The 15,757-nt window shown below is 44.7% G+C and carries 12 protein-coding genes; 7 read left to right on the top strand and 5 right to left on the bottom strand.

Annotated features, from left to right (window positions below; genetic code table 11):
* Positions 1-45 precede the first annotated feature (45 nt).
* Positions 46-783 carry a sulfite exporter TauE/SafE family protein gene (locus O4M77_RS14370; RefSeq protein WP_323713637.1) on the top strand — a complete coding sequence of 246 codons (738 nt, stop codon included), beginning with the start codon at positions 46-48 and terminating at the stop codon, positions 781-783.
* On the opposite strand, the gene O4M77_RS14365 is transcribed toward O4M77_RS14370, so the two are convergent.
* The 4 genes from O4M77_RS14365 to O4M77_RS14350 all read right to left on the bottom strand — a co-directional run bounded on the left by O4M77_RS14365 (position 780) and on the right by O4M77_RS14350 (position 6,835).
* A complete protein-coding gene (locus O4M77_RS14365) occupies positions 780-1,685 on the bottom strand; it encodes a LysR family transcriptional regulator (protein WP_302700641.1) in 906 nt (301 codons plus the stop codon). The genes O4M77_RS14370 and O4M77_RS14365 overlap by 4 nt on opposite strands.
* Positions 1,686-1,782: 97 nt before the next feature.
* A complete protein-coding gene (locus O4M77_RS14360; protein WP_180025639.1) occupies positions 1,783-3,078 on the bottom strand; it encodes a solute carrier family 23 protein in 1,296 nt (431 codons plus the stop codon).
* Between the two features lie 298 nt (positions 3,079-3,376).
* Positions 3,377-6,061 (bottom strand): phosphoenolpyruvate carboxylase, encoded by a 2,685-nt coding sequence (gene ppc / locus O4M77_RS14355; RefSeq protein WP_323713636.1) that lies wholly within the window; start codon positions 6,059-6,061, stop codon positions 3,377-3,379.
* Positions 6,062-6,211: 150 nt separating this feature from the next.
* Positions 6,212-6,835, bottom strand: coding sequence for a TetR/AcrR family transcriptional regulator (locus O4M77_RS14350; protein WP_180012127.1), 624 nt, complete (start codon positions 6,833-6,835; stop codon positions 6,212-6,214).
* Positions 6,836-6,983: 148 nt separating this feature from the next.
* On the opposite strand from O4M77_RS14350, the gene O4M77_RS14345 reads away from it, so the two are divergent.
* The 4 genes from O4M77_RS14345 (at position 6,984) to dnaJ (ending at position 12,954) form a co-directional block, all read left to right on the top strand.
* Positions 6,984-8,087, top strand: a complete 1,104-nt coding sequence (locus O4M77_RS14345) for an efflux RND transporter periplasmic adaptor subunit (RefSeq protein WP_323713635.1) — start codon at positions 6,984-6,986, stop codon at positions 8,085-8,087.
* A 2-nt stretch (positions 8,088-8,089) separates the two neighbouring features.
* Positions 8,090-11,227, top strand: a complete 3,138-nt coding sequence (locus O4M77_RS14340) for an efflux RND transporter permease subunit (protein ID WP_323713634.1) — start codon at positions 8,090-8,092, stop codon at positions 11,225-11,227.
* Positions 11,228-11,357: 130 nt separating this feature from the next.
* Entirely contained in the window at positions 11,358-11,735 is a 378-nt protein-coding gene (locus O4M77_RS14335; protein WP_323713633.1) for a hypothetical protein, read from the top strand.
* Positions 11,736-11,838: 103 nt separating this feature from the next.
* Entirely contained in the window at positions 11,839-12,954 is a 1,116-nt protein-coding gene (dnaJ, locus tag O4M77_RS14330) for a molecular chaperone DnaJ (RefSeq protein ID WP_034703346.1), read from the top strand.
* 171 nt (positions 12,955-13,125) lie between these two features.
* Here the strand turns inward: dnaJ and O4M77_RS14325 are convergent, their stop codons facing one another.
* Positions 13,126-13,311 carry a hypothetical protein gene (locus tag O4M77_RS14325; RefSeq protein WP_323713632.1) on the bottom strand — a complete coding sequence of 62 codons (186 nt, stop codon included), beginning with the start codon at positions 13,309-13,311 and terminating at the stop codon, positions 13,126-13,128.
* An 856-nt stretch (positions 13,312-14,167) separates the two neighbouring features.
* Between O4M77_RS14325 and O4M77_RS14320 the strand changes: the two genes are divergently transcribed.
* A complete protein-coding gene (locus O4M77_RS14320; protein WP_323713631.1) occupies positions 14,168-14,365 on the top strand; it encodes a hypothetical protein in 198 nt (65 codons plus the stop codon).
* Between the two features lie 539 nt (positions 14,366-14,904).
* On the top strand, positions 14,905-15,726 hold the full coding sequence (dapB, locus tag O4M77_RS14315; protein ID WP_180033589.1) for a 4-hydroxy-tetrahydrodipicolinate reductase: 822 nt from the start codon (positions 14,905-14,907) through the stop codon (positions 15,724-15,726).
* The last annotated feature ends 31 nt before the right edge of the window (positions 15,727-15,757 follow it).

Here is a 15,757-nt window from a genome sequence, read left to right as displayed (position 1 = left end):
TCGTGATTTCTATAGCATGGGCTTAAATCAATTTAGGGTCATCAGATGACTGCTTTTGTTATTGTTATTTTTGCTTCGGCTGGTCTGATTAAAGGCACCATTGGATTAGGTTTGCCTGCGGTGTCCATGGGTTTGCTGACCATATTTATGAGTCCATTTCAGGCAGCAACTTTACTGATAGTACCTTCGATGCTGACCAATTTCTGGCAACTTTTTGCCGAAGGTCATGTACTGAAACTGATTCGCCGTTTCTGGCTGTTGCTAGCAGGCATTATCGTGGGTTCAGTCTGGAGTATTTTCCCGACTTTAGGTCATTCTGAATTTTATAGTGAAGCTTTATTGGGCGGGATGCTTGCTCTATATGGCCTATATGGTTTACTGGCAAAACGGATGCCAGATTTAAGCCCGCATGAAAAGTGGCTTTCTCCGATTATGGGATATCTCGGGGGGGCCTTGACCGTGGCAACTGGGGTAGTGGTAATTCCAGTGGTGCCTTATTTGCAAACCCTGCATTTAAAACGTGATGATCTGGTTCAGGCCTTAGGGTTGGTATTTACTACCTCAACGGTGTGTTTGGCAGTTTTTCTGCACCGAAACCCGGTGGAAGATATGCCGATTGATTATGCCATGTCGGCGATTGCACTGATTCCAGCTTTGATCGGGATGTGGTTCGGCAAGAAAATCCGTTCCCGTATCCCTGAACAGAAATTCCGGACAGTATTTTTTATCGGCCTGATCGCCTTAGGCAGCTATATGATGCTATATCAATTCGGCTGGATTTAATTCAGGATTTTTTGTACATCCGCAGAAATGAGGAACTGGCTAAAGTGCTGATAGGCCGTGCTTAGTTCATCAAAGTTCTTTGCAGCTAACAATAACTTGCGGTTGGCCCAATCTCCTGTCAGCTGGATTTGCTGAAATGCATAGAGCTTCGACAAACGTTGTGCAGCACGTTTTGGCATGATCGCGATACCTACACCATTGGCCACAACCTGGGCAATGGCGGCAAAATTTGGTAAGCGTAAGCGGTATTGAATTTCACAGTTCAGCAAGCGAGCCTGGGTTTCAATCGACTGCTGCAAAGAGTGATATTGCATCAGACCAACAAAGGGATAACTCAGACAGTCTGCTAATGTTAATGCCTGATTAGCTGCCAGATCATGCTGTTCAGGGCAGATCAGCACTAAAGGATCATCTGAAAATTCCAGAGTCTGTAATTGTGGTGCAGGAAAAAAGCTGGAAATAAGTCCTAGCTTGGCAGTACCACTCGCCAAAGCCGCAATGATGTCATTGCTCTCTGCTTCTTTGAGGTCGATCTGGATATTTGGATTATTCACCAGATACTGGGGCAATAATAGGGGAAGGTACTCACTTTGTGCTGAAGAGTTACACCATAAGCTGATATTGGAATTGAGTCCTTCACTAAAGCCGGCCATGGCTTGAGACAACTGTTGTCCCTGTTGCAACAGGGCTTGGGCATGTTCAGCAAAGACCTGTCCCGCAAAAGTCATTTTTACCCCAGCAGAATGGCGGCTGAACAGACTGACCTGATATTGCTGTTCCAGCTTTTTAATCCGCTCACTGGCTGCCTGTAAGGAAATAGCAGAGCGTTCAGCACCTTTGGTCAGACTACCTGTGTCGACTATATTGAGAAAAAGACGTAAATCAAAAAAATCCAGACGCATCGGCAGGATGCTCATATAAAAGATCAGGCCTATTTAAACAATTCTTGCGATATAAAAAAAGCAGCCCGGAGGCTGCTTGAAAATTTAAGTCTTCACATTATTTTTTATCGACCAGGCTAAAGAACCAGTTCAGGAACAGTGCAGCAAAGGTCGCTGTACCAATTCCACCTAGGTTAAAGTTACCGAAGGTCAGGGCAAAGTCACCCGTACCCAGAATAATCGTTACTGCTGCCACCATCAGGTTTTTGTTCTGTGAAAAGTCGACTTTATTTTCGATCCAGATTTTCGCACCGGCAATAGTAATCAAACCAAAGACCACAATAGAGGCACCGGTTAAAATCGCCGTCGGAATGGTATGAATAATCGCACCAAACTTCGGTGATAAACCGAGGAATACCGCAAATACACCCGCAACAGCAAAGATAATCGTTGAATAGACACGGGTAACTGCCATCACACCGATGTTCTCACCATAGGTGGTCATACCCGGTGCGCCCACACCACCTGCCAGAGTAGTAGCAATCCCGTCTGCCACAAAGGCTTTACCAATATGCGGATCCAGATTTTCCCCGGTCATGGCACCCACCGCTTTAATATGTCCCAGGTTTTCTGCAATCAGAATCAAGGCAATTGGCGCAATGATCAGCATGGCATTGGTATCAAATACAGGTGCATGGAAGCTCGGAACACCAAACCAGCCAGCTTGCTGAATGGGCGCAAAATCAATTGCAGTCCCATAGCCCATTACATTACTTAAAATGTAGTAAATGAAGTAAGCCAGCAATAAACCGATCAAGAGCAATAAACGCTGTACCAGACCTGTGGTAAACACCGCAATGGAACCCATACACAGCACGGTCACCAGTGACATCCACATATTAAAGGTATTGCCCATGACGTTTTTCACAGTCACAGGGGCCAGGTTCAGACCAATAATCATCACCACCGCACCGGTCACGACAGGCGGCATCAATTTTTCAATCCAGCGGGTTCCCGTTGCCATGACCAGAACACCCATCAAGGCATAAAGCACACCACAGGCAATAATCCCGCCAGCGGCGACACCAATATTGGGATTCAGTCCGCCAGCACCTGCATAACCGGTTGCCGCAATCACTACCCCAATGAACGCAAAGCTTGAACCCAGATAACTTGGTACACGACCACCCGTGATCAGGAAGAACAGGATGGTACAGATCCCCGACATTAAAATGGCCAGATTGGGATCAAAACCCATTAGAAATGGCGCCAGTACCGTCGCACCGAACATGGCAAAGGCATGTTGTACCCCCAAGATCAGGGTCTGGGCAGGCGGTAAATACTCTGCGGTACCTACTGGTCGTGCATCGATACTACCCTCATAAGGGCGCCACTTGGGAAACCAATTGGACATAAAATGAGCACTCAAAAGATAAATTGTGCACATCATACTCTTGTTTTTTAGAAGATTTAATCACTGAAACAAAATTTTTGTTCAAATTAATTCTATGACTTTATTTGAGATTTTACCGTGCGGTAAAAGTTTTTTAAATCAAAACTAAAGTTAAATCAGTGGATTAATTCCCGGACAATTCATATTCAACATCTATAAGTAATTTTAATTTGATATATAAATAAAGCTTTTTTTGGCTATTGACTGATCAATAAAAAAGCACATCGTGTAGATGTGCTTTAAATGGAAGAGAAAAAAATCAACCGGTATTTCGTAAACCGGCGGCAATGCCGGCAATACTGACCATCAAGGCATGATCGACCGGAGTGTGTTCAGCCTGCTGCTGTTCCAGATATAACCGACGACGTTTCATCAATTCGGCTTGCAGTAAATGGAGCGGCAACAGATAAGGTTTACGCACGGTCATGGACTGGTCCAAGACGCCATTACTGCTCAGCAGTTTTGATTCACCTTTTAAAGTGAGTAGGGTCTGGATGGCATCCTGCAAGCGTTGACGCAGTTCCGTGCCGAGCTCTTTCAGGTCTTCATCCTGAGTCAGATGTGATTCGTAATAGAGCGCAACATTACTATCTGCTTTGGAGAGTACCATTTCCAGCATATCAATCAGGGTCTGGAAATAAGGCCATTCGGTTAGCATCTCATCCAGAATTGTACGTTGCCCTTGATCCAGTACCTCATTTAATGCGGCACCGGTACCCAGCCAGGCTGGTAACATCAAACGAATTTGAGTCCAGGCAAAAACCCAGGGAATGGCACGCAAGGATTCAATCCCGCCGCTGACCTTACGTTTGGCCGGACGTGAACCAAGCGGCAACATTTGTAATTCCAGTTCTGGGGTCACGGTACGCAGGTATTTCACGAAATGCGGATTTTCACGTACTGTCTGACGATAGACCTGTACCGATAGATCGGTCATCTTATGCATCAGATCACGCCATTCAGATTTCGGTTCGGGTGGCGGTAATAAAGTCGCTTCCAGAGTCGCTGCAGTATAAATTTCCAGATTTTGTAGCGCGATTTCTTCCAGACCAAATTTAAAGCGAATCATCTCACCTTGTTCAGTCACCCGAATGGCCCCTGAAATCGAACCCGGCGGTTGCGAGAACAAGGCTTGTTGGGTGGGTGCACCGCCGCGGCTGATCGAGCCGCCACGACCATGGAACAGGGTCAGCTGTATACCATGCTGTTTAGCAACTGCGGTCAATTCTTCCTGCGCACGGTACTGTGCCCAGTTGGCTGACATAAAGCCGGCATCTTTGGCTGAATCCGAATAACCAATCATGACCTCATGCTTACCCTGAATATGCTGCTTGTACCAATGCATATTAAAGAGTGTCGACATGGTGTCAGCAGCGCCGTCGAGATCTTTTAAGGTTTCAAATAAAGGTACTACCCGTAAAGGCTTTTTAATCCCGGCTTCTTTTTGCAGCAGCAAGACAGCCAACACATCACTTGGATATTCGGCCATGGAAATAATATAGGCGCCCAGAGACTCACTTGGCTGTTCGGCCAATGTGCGCATGGTGGTAAACACTTCCCGTACATCCGGATGTTCAATCAGGCTACCCGCTGGTTCATTCAGGTGTTTAGGTAGTAGAGGCCGTTTACTTTGCAGTTCCTGCAACAGGAAGTTTTGACGGGCCTGTTCAGTCCAGGTTTCGAAATTACCCAGACCCAGATATTCAGTAATGGCTGAAATGGCCTGACGATGACGACCAGATTCCTGGCGAATATCCAGTTTGAGGAGTTCAATTCCGAAACAGTTGACCCGGTAAATCAGGTCCAGCAGACTGCTATTGGCAAGTTCTGCCAGATTGCACGCCATCAATGAGCGATAGCAGGTCAGTAAAGGTTTTAATAACTCATATTTACTTTTAATCACCCGGCTATTATCCGCATCTTTGCCATGTAGTTTTTCGGCCAGCCAAGCCCGGGTAATTTTTAGACGTTCACGGATATCGCGTAAATATTCACGGTACGGTTCAGGATGTTGATGGCCTAACGCCTGTGTAATTTCATCACTGCATTGCTGAATAGAAAGTTCCCAGCGCAGGTTTTCAATATCACGCAGATACAGATCAGCTGCTTTCCAGCGTGACAACCACAATACTTCCTGAGTCACATTATGCGTCACATTCGGGTTGCCATCCCGGTCGCCACCCATCCAGGAAGCGAAACGTACCGGAGCAACATCTAGCGGCAAAGTCTGGCCACATTGTTCCTCAACCATGCCGTTCAGCTCACGGATGAATTTAGGAACCGCATTCCAGAGGGTCTGTTCGATTGTCGTAAAGCCCCATTTGGCTTCATCCACCGGGGTTGGGCGATGTTGACGGATTTCATCAGTTTGCCAGGCAGAACTGATGAGCTGTTTTAAGTCAGCCAAAACTGCCTGACGTTCACGCGGGGTCAGTTTCTGCTGGTCAAATTTGGACAGGGCATTATTGATGCCATCATATTTTTGGATCAGGGTGCGTCGGCTGACTTCTGTTGGATGTGCGGTCAGCACCAGTTCAATCTTTAATTCACAGATTTGCTGATATAAGGTTTCTGCAGAAATTTCTTGCTGTTTGAATTTTTCAAATAAAGGAACCAGAGGATTTGGAGATTCTGTGCTTTCCTCAAATTCGCTTTGACGGCGACGACGTACCACATGGTACTGTTCGGCAATATTGGCAAAGTTTAAGAAATGGGTGAAGGCACGGGTTAATGGCAGGATTTCATGATCTTCTAAAGTCAGGAATAATTGTTCCAGCTGTTTTTCTGCTTCAACCTGTCCATCGCGAGCACCTTTCGATAAGGCCCGAATTTGCTCGACCTGATTAAACAAATCTTGACCCGCATGTAACTTCAGGGTTTCTCCCAGCAAATTACCCAGTAAACGTACGTCTTCGCGTAGAGGTGCATCAATCTGTTGAACCATTTTTTATATCCCTCCGATTCTTCCTTTGACTATACCCCGACTGCATGACAATCCAAGTCTTTTGCAGACAAAAGTTGAATATCATTTGTTGATAATTGGATGAATTTTAGTCCTTACGCTGTTGCAAGGATCAGGCCAGATAGAAGAAATTTAACGGGAAATTGCATATTTCAGCATAAAGATCTCGATGGCCTGCTGAATGATCTGATGGCGTTGCTGCATGTCAGGTAACGGGCTTAAATCCAGTAAGACTTTGTGATGTCGCATACCTAACAGTAAGGACACCATCAGTTCGGTCTGATGCTGCGGATCATCAGTCTGGATAAATTGATGTTGCTGCGCCTGCTCAAAGAAATCATGCCAGGCCTGATTCAGCTTGATATGTGAGGCTGTATAAAAACGTTCCGCCAACGGATTTTTTTCATAGGCCAGTTGCATGATGAGCAGGTCCAGTTTGAGAGCTTCCGGCAGATTGGCAATATTGAATGAGCGCAGACAGATCTGATACAGCTCCTGCTGAAAATCACTATCAGGCTGCAGAACTTTAGGAGATTCTTGCAGAATTGCCTCACAGGTTTCTTCAACCGCACAGCTAAACAGCGTGGCCTTATCCTGAAAATGATTATAGACAGTGAGTTTGGTCACCCCGGCTTCCAGCGCAATCTGGTTCATGCTGGAACCATGATAACCATGCTGTAAAAACAGCTGTTTCGCTGCGTTCAGAATACGCTGGCGTTTTTCCAGATCCTTGGGCCGTCCAACCGGTATTTGCACAATTTCATCCAAAACAAATCAATATGGTCATTGTTTTAACTGCAGAATCCTAATTAGTGTACCGAATGGTATATTAATTAAAAAATAAGCAATTTATATATCTACCTATTTTGCCCTAAAAATGATGATTAGATAAGAGCGAACAATAATGAGCACGATACAGAGCGCACTGGCTGGCATGATCGTCCTATGCAGTATGGCTTTCTCAGGATGTAGCAAGGACAGCGCTGCAGCAGAACAGGAAGTTCCATTTGTCATGGTGACCACACCGAAAACTTCACATCAGGAATTGAAAAGCTATGCCGGTGATGTCCAGGCACGTCAGCAAACAGCACTGGCATTCCGGGTAGGCGGGCAGGTCACCCAGCGCTTTGTCGATGTGGGCGATCAGGTAAAAGTGGGGCAGGTCTTGGCGACCCTAGATGTGAAAGATGCTCAACTTCAATTAAATGCAGCACGTGCCCAGCTGGAAAGTGCTGAATCGGCCAGTAAAATTGCTCAGGATGAATTACAGCGTTTCAAGCAGCTGTTACCCACCAATGCCGTGAGCCGTTCGCAATATGATGCGATTGAAAACCAATATAAGGCAGCCGCGTCAAATCTGAAACAGGCCCAGTCTAATTATGATACGGCTAAAAACCAGACCGCTTATAACCAGCTCATTGCTAATAAAAGTGGGGTAATTACTGCACGTAATATCGAAATTGGTCAGGTCGTTGCAGCAGGGCAGGCTGCCTTTGAACTGGCGATAGCTGGTGAGCGTGAAGTCGTGATTGGGGTTCCTGAACAGGCGATTTCCGAAATTAAAACCGGTCAGCCGGCCTGGGTCACTTTATGGTCCAAACCGAATGAAAAATTCGCCGCCTTTGTTCGTGAGATTTCACCTGCAGCAGATCAATCGCGTACCTTCCGGGTGAAAGTGGCTTTACGCGAGGGTAATAGCCAGATTCAGCTCGGCCAGAGTGCCCGGGTGTTCTTTCAGAACAGTCAGGACAATATCCTTAGCGTTCCTTTATCCAGCGTTTCAGCGACCGATCAGCAGGCTTATGTGATGATAGTCAAGCCGGATCATACCATTCGTAAAGTGCCGGTTCAGCTCGGCGCTTATGGCCGTGATTCTGTGCCAGTCCTCAGTGGTTTAAAGGCTAATGACTATGTGGTGATTGGTGGGGTGCATCTTCTGCGTGATCAGCAAAAAATCAATCCGATTGACCGTGAAAACCGTAGTGTGAAAATTCAGGCAGGGAGTTAAACATGAACTTTAACCTGTCTGAATGGGCCTTAAAGAATAAAGGTCTGGTACTGTATTTCATGATCCTGCTCGGTTTGGTAGGTATCGTGTCCTATTCCAAACTGTCACAAAGTGAAGATCCGCCGTTTACCTTTAAGGTGATGGTAATCCAGACCTACTGGCCGGGTGCCAGTGCTAAAGAAATGTCCTTACAGGTCACCGACCGGATTGAAAAAGAGTTGATGACTACCGGACAGTATGACCGGATCATGGCCTATTCCCGTCCGGGGGAATCCATGGTGACTTTTATTGCCAAGGATTCCTTGGCTTCCAAGGATGTCTCAGATGTCTGGTATAACGTCCGTAAGAAAATCAATGATATTCGCCATGAATTGCCGCAAGGCGTACAAGGTCCATTCTTCAATGATGAGTTTGGTGATACCTTCGGTAACATCTATGTCATTAAAGGCGATGACTTCGATTATGCGACGCTTAAAGAATATGCCGACCGTTTACAGTTACAGCTGCAACGGGTCAAGGATGTCGCCAAAGTTGAACTGATCGGTCTGCAGGACCAGAAAATCTGGATCGAAATCTCCAACACCAAAGCTACCCAGCTCGGTATTCCGGTCACTGCCATTCAGCAGGCACTGCAGCAGCAAAATGCCATGACTCAGGCGGGCTTTTTTGAAACCGGTTCTGACCGGATTCAGGTGCGGGTCAGTGGTGCGCTGAATAATGTCGAAGAACTGCAGCAGCTACCTTTACTGGTGAATGGCAAGACCATCCAGCTTGGCGATGTGGCGGAGGTTTATCGTGGCTTTACTGATCCGGCACAACCGCGTATGCGCTTTATGGGCGAAAATGGCATCGGCATTGCTGTATCGATGCGTAAAGGCGGTGACATCATTGCCTTGGGTAAAAATCTGGAACGGGAATTTGCCCGATTGCAGAAAACTTTGCCTTTAGGAATGGATCTGCAAAAAGTTTCCGATCAGCCGGTAGCGGTGAAACGCAGTATTAATGAATTTATGAAAGTTCTGGCCGAGGCCGTGATTATTGTTCTCTTGGTGAGTTTTTTCTCACTCGGTTTTCGTACCGGTCTGGTGGTGGCCTTCTCGATTCCGCTGGTACTGGCGATGACTTTTGCCGGGATGCAATTATTTGATGTTGGCCTGCATAAAATTTCTCTGGGTGCCCTGATTCTGGCACTTGGCCTGTTGGTAGATGACGCGATCATTGCCATTGAAATGATGGCAATCAAAATGGAGCAAGGCTTTAGCCGCTTACAGGCGGCCGGTCATGCCTGGCGGACGACTGCTTTTCCAATGCTGACTGGAACCCTGATTACTGCTGCCGGTTTCCTGCCGATTGCGACAGCAGCGTCGAGTACCGGGGAATATACCCGCTCGATTTTCCAGGTGGTGACGCTGGCGCTATTAGTATCTTGGATTGCCGCAGTGCTGTTTGTGCCTTATCTGGGTGACAAACTCCTGCCAGATTTCAATAAGGATCTGGTACAGAGAGCGCCATGGTATCAGCGTCTCTGGGCGCGTTTACGCAAACGCCCTGAACCGGAGCCGCTGGTGCATCATGCCGGTGAACATCATGATCCTTATCAGACTAAGTTTTATCAGGGCTTTCGTCGCTGGGTAAATATCTGTGTCACCTATCGTAAAACGGTCATTGCGGCGACTGTCGGGATTTTTGTGCTATCCATTTTGATGTTTAATCTGGTGCCTAAACAATTCTTCCCGCCATCGAACCGTGCCGAAATTCTGGTGGATCTGAAACTGGAAGAGGGCGCTTCATTAAAAGCGACTGAAGCGGCAGTGAAAAAAGTTGAAAACTTCCTGTCCAAACAAGAGGGGATTGATAATTATGTGGTCTATGTCGGTACCGGTTCACCGCGTTTTTATTTACCTCTAGATCAGCAATTGCCGCAAGCCAGCTTTGCCCAGTTTGTGGTCTTGGCTTCATCACTTGAAGACCGCAATGAAATCCGTAAATCCTTAAGCGACCAGATTCGGGTGCTGTTACCAGAAGCCCGTACCCGGGTATCTCTATTGGAAAATGGCCCACCCGTCGGCTATCCATTACAGTTCCGAGTATCGGGTGAAGACCTGGGATTAGTCCGTCAATGGGCACAGAAAGTTGCAGCAACGGTCGGAGATAATCCGAATACTACTAATGTGCATCTGGACTGGGGCGAGCCAAGTAAAGTGATTAAACTGGATATCGATCAGGACCGCGCCCGTCAGCTTGGCGTGAGTAGTCGCGATTTGGCCAATTTCCTGAATAGTTCAATTTCTGGAACTGCGATTGATCAATACCGTGAAAAACGTGAACTGATTGAAATCCGTTTACGGGGTGATCAGGCTGAACGTGTCGATGTCGGTTCACTGAGTAGTCTGGCTGTACCAACCACGAATGGGAGTTCAGTTCCTCTGGCTCAGATTGCCAAGATCGAATACAGCTTTGAAGAAGGCCTGATCTGGCATCGAAACCGCTTGCCGACCATTACGGTACGGGCTGATATCCGGACGCAACTGCAACCGGCAACTGTGGTCAACGAGCTGAAAGATCAGTTGGCGCAGCTTAGATCAGAAATGCCAAGTGGCTATTTAATAGAGGTAGGCGGGACAGTCGAAGAATCAGCGCGAGGTCAGAATTCAGTGAATGCGGGTATGCCATTGTTCCTGGCAGTGGTGATGACTTTATTGATGATCCAGCTTAGAAGTATTTCACGTGCCTTTATTGTCTTCCTGACGGCGCCATTGGGCATTATTGGCGTGGTCTTATTCCTGTTAATTTTCAATAAACCTTTTGGTTTTGTGGCCATGCTGGGCACAATTGCTTTGTCAGGCATGATCATGCGTAACTCGTTGATTCTCATTGACCAGATTGAACAGGATATTCAGGCAGGTGAATCGCAATGGAATGCCATTATCAATGCCACAGTGCGCCGTTGCCGTCCGATTGTCCTGACTGCACTGGCTGCGGTTCTGGCCATGATTCCTTTATCCAGAAGCATTTTCTTCGGGCCAATGGCGGTCGCGATTATGGGAGGATTGATTGTTGCAACGCTATTAACACTGTTTTTCCTGCCAGCCTTATATGCACAATGGTTTAAAGTGAAAAAAAGTTTAAATTCTGTTTAAATTTGTCATAATTTCAGGTGCGAAATATTGAAAATTTCAATATAGTACTACCTGATTTTTTAATAATTCAAAAAAGACATACTGCTGCGGAACTCGCTTGTGCTGGGCCGCACACTAAGGTTGATTAAACATGACTCAAGACACACTCACCAAGATGCGACGTTCCGTGGCGATGGCTTATGTCTTCATGTTTTTTGCCTTATTTACAGTGGTGAGCGGCATATTCGCCTACTGGTATGCACGTAAAATTACCCAGATTGATTATGCTGAAGTATGGCTGCAGGCGCAGGCACTCTGGATTATGCGCAATATTGTGATTTATTCAGTACTCGCGATTTTTGCTGCGCTCTGGTTTATTCCATTATTTTTCTTCGCCTGGGATAGCCAGCTTTGGGTGAAAGCCTGCACAGTCGCAGGTGTGATATTCAGCTTTATTGCCATTATTTTCCTCATTAATGCCTGGTTCAAAGGCATCTTCAAATTTTCTCAAAACAAAGCCGTATTCTAAGCTTTCAATTTTTTTTCAGAATTCCCCTTGTAAAGCTGGGTTTAACCCCAATTTTAGACCACAGTCAATATTAAATAGAATTCCGTGAGGAGCATCGCCAGACATGGCTAAACGTGATTATTATGAGGTTTTGGGTGTCTCTAAAACCGCTAGTGATGATGAAATTAAAAAAGCCTACCGTAAGTTGGCGATGAAATATCATCCAGACCGTAACCCGGACAATCCTGAAGCTGAAGAGAAGTTTAAAGAAGCTTCAGAAGCGTATGAAGTTCTGTCAGACAGCGAGAAACGTAGCATGTACGACCGTATGGGCCATCAAGCCTTTGAAGGTGGTATGGGCGGTGGTGCTGGCGGCTTCGGTGGTTTCAGTGCGGAAGATATTTTCAGCCAATTTGGGGATATTTTCGGTGGAGCCTTTGGTGGGGGTGGCCGTGGCCAGCAACGTCAACGCCGTGGTTCAGACTTACGCTATGTGATGGAATTGACGCTTGAAGAAGCAGTCAAAGGTGTTAAGAAAACCATTACTTTTACTGCACCTGCGCCATGTGACGCCTGTGATGGTAAAGGTTCTAAAAATCCGAACGATGTTGAAACCTGTCCAACCTGTCATGGTGCCGGCCAGGTACGTATGCAGCAAGGTTTCTTCTCGGTACAGCAAACCTGTAGTACCTGTCGTGGCCAGGGCAAGATTATCAAGAATCCATGTAATAAATGTCATGGTTCAGGTGTATCTGACCGTCAGCAAACTTTGGAAGTTACTATTCCAGCCGGTGTGGACAATGGCGACCGCGTACGTTTGACTGGTAAAGGTGAAGCGATTCGTGATGGCCAATCAGGTGATCTATACGTTGAAGTCGTGGTACGTGAACACGAAATCTTCCAGCGTGACGGTGCAGATCTGTATATGGATGTGCCAATTTCAATTGCGGATGCAGCTTTGGGTAAAGAAGTTCAGATTCCGACATTAGATGGTCGTGTCAGCCTGAAAATTCCTGAAGGTACGCAAACCGGTAAACTGTTCCGCCTACGTGGTAAGGGCGTGAAACCAGTACGTTCAACCATGCAAGGTGATCTGCTTTGCCGTGTTGTTGTAGAAACACCAGTGAACCTGACTGCACGTCAACGTGAACTGTTGAAAGAGTTGCAAGCGACCATGGAAGATGAGGGCAGCCAGTCTTCTCCAAAGAAAAAATCTTTCTTTGATCGGTTGTTTGACTGATCTGGATAGATAAAAAAGGACGCTCAGGCGTCCTTTTTTATAGCTTAAATTCGGAAAAGATGTATAAGTTAATTATTAGATAAAAATAATGAGAAAATTATTCTTTTAATGATATTGGCTTTTTAAGAAGGATTTATACCCCTCACGCAGAGAAATATAAATCCTGTCATATTATTGAGCTTCAGTTGCTTGAGCTTCTGATGCTGGAGCTTCGCTTGCAGGTGCTTCAGCAGCTTGAACTTCAGACGCAGCTGTTTCAGTTGCAGCAGGAGCTGTTTGTGCTACTTTTTCAGCAGCAAAAGTTTGTGATGCAGCAATTAACGCTACCCCGGCAAAAGTTAATTGAACTAATTTCATATAAATTTCCTTGTATTAAAAATAGTGTACTACTCAGTACACTTGGCAAAAATGTTGACATAAAATGTAGATATTGATGTTTTTTTGTATGTACTTATGTTTACTAATGTAGTTTGATGTTATTTAAATAACTGAAATATAAGATTAATCATTAATCTCATAAAATTGAGCAAGTGGCAAAATATATAAGAAAATGGATTTGTTAATGTGATGTATGTCACATATTTGCACATTTAAAGGATGAAATTTAATTTAAATACTAAAAGAAAAACCCCAGCATCCTGCCGGGGTTTTTCGTATGGATTCGCTCGGTATAACTCCTGTCGTACTTTACTGTCCTTGTGCTGATCTATTGTTATTCTTGTTTGGAACTTCCTGTTCCTGATGAATTCATCATAGGAAACTTCCAGTATTCTGGATAGCAGCAAAAGGCCGAGATTGATGTGAGCCAAAGCGTACAAAGAGTCTGGTTCTTGCCTTTGCCAGACAGAGAAAAATACTTTGTCTTTTAAAACCGCATCATCAGGATATGAAAATCCTGAGTTAATGATCTCTCCATTCATTTGACTAATAAAATATTATGAATAATCTGGAATATTAAAAGAATTGTTACAAAAACTGGTTCCTATTAAATTTTTAGCAATCATGAGATTATTAAGAATTTGATATATAAAATTAATTTTTAGGCTGACAATCTTGCTAAATAGGCAGGATTTAGAAGGTTATTTAATCTGTCGATTCCTCAAAACTTGCAGAACTTTTTCTAATTTGTAATCCTTGCGACCAAGGGTGTCTAGCTGAGCTAAGGCAGGTATTTGTTGTAGTCGGGCCGCTACAACTGATAACAGGTGCCTGTATGTTCAATTTAAAGATTTTTAATAAGATCTCTACCGAAGTCTTGATCTTAAAAAATGACCTGGAGCTGAATTCCGAGATTCAACTCATCACTAAATATAAAACATCTATTTGTGAAGATTATAAAAAAGCGATTATTTTGATCTTTAAAGAACGTGGATATACCAGCTTGGAAGTCGGTCAACTACTTGATGCGTGATCCTTAAACATTCCTAAATTTAAAAAAGTATGGATTTACACTTCCATTTACCCAAGCAATCCATCGTGTTTCATCGAAAATAATGCCATGCGCTAAAGGCATATGCTTCAGTACGCGATGATGGGTATTTAGTTCAATAATATCAGTGGTACTTATATTGCTGAGGCGGTCAAACTGGATTTTCAATATATTTCCCTTAAATGCAAATGATCTAAATATGAAAAATCAAGATCATACGTATTATAGAAAAATATTTTTTATCTTATTAAATTCAATTATTTATAATTTAAAATTAATTCTTATTAACTAGAATTTTCTTTAAATAAGTTTATCTCTGACTAAGCATTTAATCATTATTTCTCTAACAGAATTATTTTTCTTTTTACTCGTCCATAAAATATTGTTTATATGGACTGCATATCAAAATCCCTCATGACCTTCTTTAATTCTTTTCATTGATTTTTATGCGATCAATCTTAGTGTTATGAGCGAGTTTTGCTATAGTAAGAGCAATTTCGAATCAACATCAGGACTATGTTATGTCAGCGACACCACGCATTGGGATTTTAGGTGCAGGCGGCCGTATGGGACGCATCCTTATTCAGGCGGTGAAAGAAGCCGGTTACCAATTGGCAGCAGCTGTTGAGCGCCCTGAAAGCTCACTCATTGGTGCAGATGCCGGTGAACTGGCTGGCGTAGGGAACTTGGGTGTAAAGGTTGTCGGCCATCTTGAAGAAGTGGTCAAAGACTGTGACGTAGTGATCGACTTTACTGCGCCTGCTGCGACAGTGAATCATCTTAAAATCTGCCGTGAAAATGGCGTTGCGATCGTGATTGGTACTACGGGTATGAATGACGAACAAAAGGCTTATCTGGATGAATCTGCAAAAGAAACACCAGTGGTCTATGCAGCGAACTATTCAGTTGGTGTGAACGTTTCGATCAAACTGTTAGAACTTGCCTCTAAAGTCTTTGGTGATACGGTCGATATTGAAGTGATCGAAGCGCATCACCGTCATAAGGTAGATGCGCCATCAGGTACAGCTCTTATGATGGGTGAGGCGATTGCTGGAGCACTGGGTCGTGATCTGAAAAAAGATGCGGTATATCATCGTGAAGGGCATACGGGTCCTCGTGAACGTAAAAGTATTGGTTTTCAGACCATTCGTGGCGGTGATATCGTCGGTGAACATACTGCAATGTTTATTGGCGAAGGCGAGCGTGTTGAAATTACGCATAAAGCTACCAACCGTATGAACTTTGCAGCGGGTGCTGTACGTGCCGCAGCTTGGGTCGTTGGTCGTGATGCACGTAAATATGACATGAAGGATGTACTTGGTTTTAACGATATTCAAGTATAAATTTTCGTCAAAATCCTATATAAAAATAACT

This window comes from Acinetobacter sp. YWS30-1, assembly GCF_033558715.1.
Classification (GTDB): Bacteria; Pseudomonadota; Gammaproteobacteria; order Pseudomonadales; family Moraxellaceae; genus Acinetobacter.
Note: the sequence above shows the minus strand (reverse complement) of the source record. Positions and strands in the feature narration are given on the sequence as shown.

Excerpts from the sequence above, each read along its gene's own strand:
- O4M77_RS14370 (WP_323713637.1), top strand. The coding sequence starts at position 46 with ATGACTGCTTTTGTTATTGTTATTTTTGCTTCGGCTGGTCTGATTAAA.
- O4M77_RS14365 (WP_302700641.1), bottom strand. The coding sequence starts at position 1,685 with ATGCGTCTGGATTTTTTTGATTTACGTCTTTTTCTCAATATAGTCGAC.
- O4M77_RS14360 (WP_180025639.1), bottom strand. The coding sequence starts at position 3,078 with ATGTCCAATTGGTTTCCCAAGTGGCGCCCTTATGAGGGTAGTATCGAT.
- ppc (WP_323713636.1), bottom strand. The coding sequence starts at position 6,061 with ATGGTTCAACAGATTGATGCACCTCTACGCGAAGACGTACGTTTACTG.
- O4M77_RS14345 (WP_323713635.1), top strand. The coding sequence starts at position 6,984 with ATGAGCACGATACAGAGCGCACTGGCTGGCATGATCGTCCTATGCAGT.
- O4M77_RS14340 (WP_323713634.1), top strand. The coding sequence starts at position 8,090 with ATGAACTTTAACCTGTCTGAATGGGCCTTAAAGAATAAAGGTCTGGTA.
- O4M77_RS14335 (WP_323713633.1), top strand. The coding sequence starts at position 11,358 with ATGACTCAAGACACACTCACCAAGATGCGACGTTCCGTGGCGATGGCT.
- dnaJ (WP_034703346.1), top strand. The coding sequence starts at position 11,839 with ATGGCTAAACGTGATTATTATGAGGTTTTGGGTGTCTCTAAAACCGCT.
- O4M77_RS14325 (WP_323713632.1), bottom strand. The coding sequence starts at position 13,311 with ATGAAATTAGTTCAATTAACTTTTGCCGGGGTAGCGTTAATTGCTGCA.
- O4M77_RS14320 (WP_323713631.1), top strand. The coding sequence starts at position 14,168 with ATGTTCAATTTAAAGATTTTTAATAAGATCTCTACCGAAGTCTTGATC.
- dapB (WP_180033589.1), top strand. The coding sequence starts at position 14,905 with ATGTCAGCGACACCACGCATTGGGATTTTAGGTGCAGGCGGCCGTATG.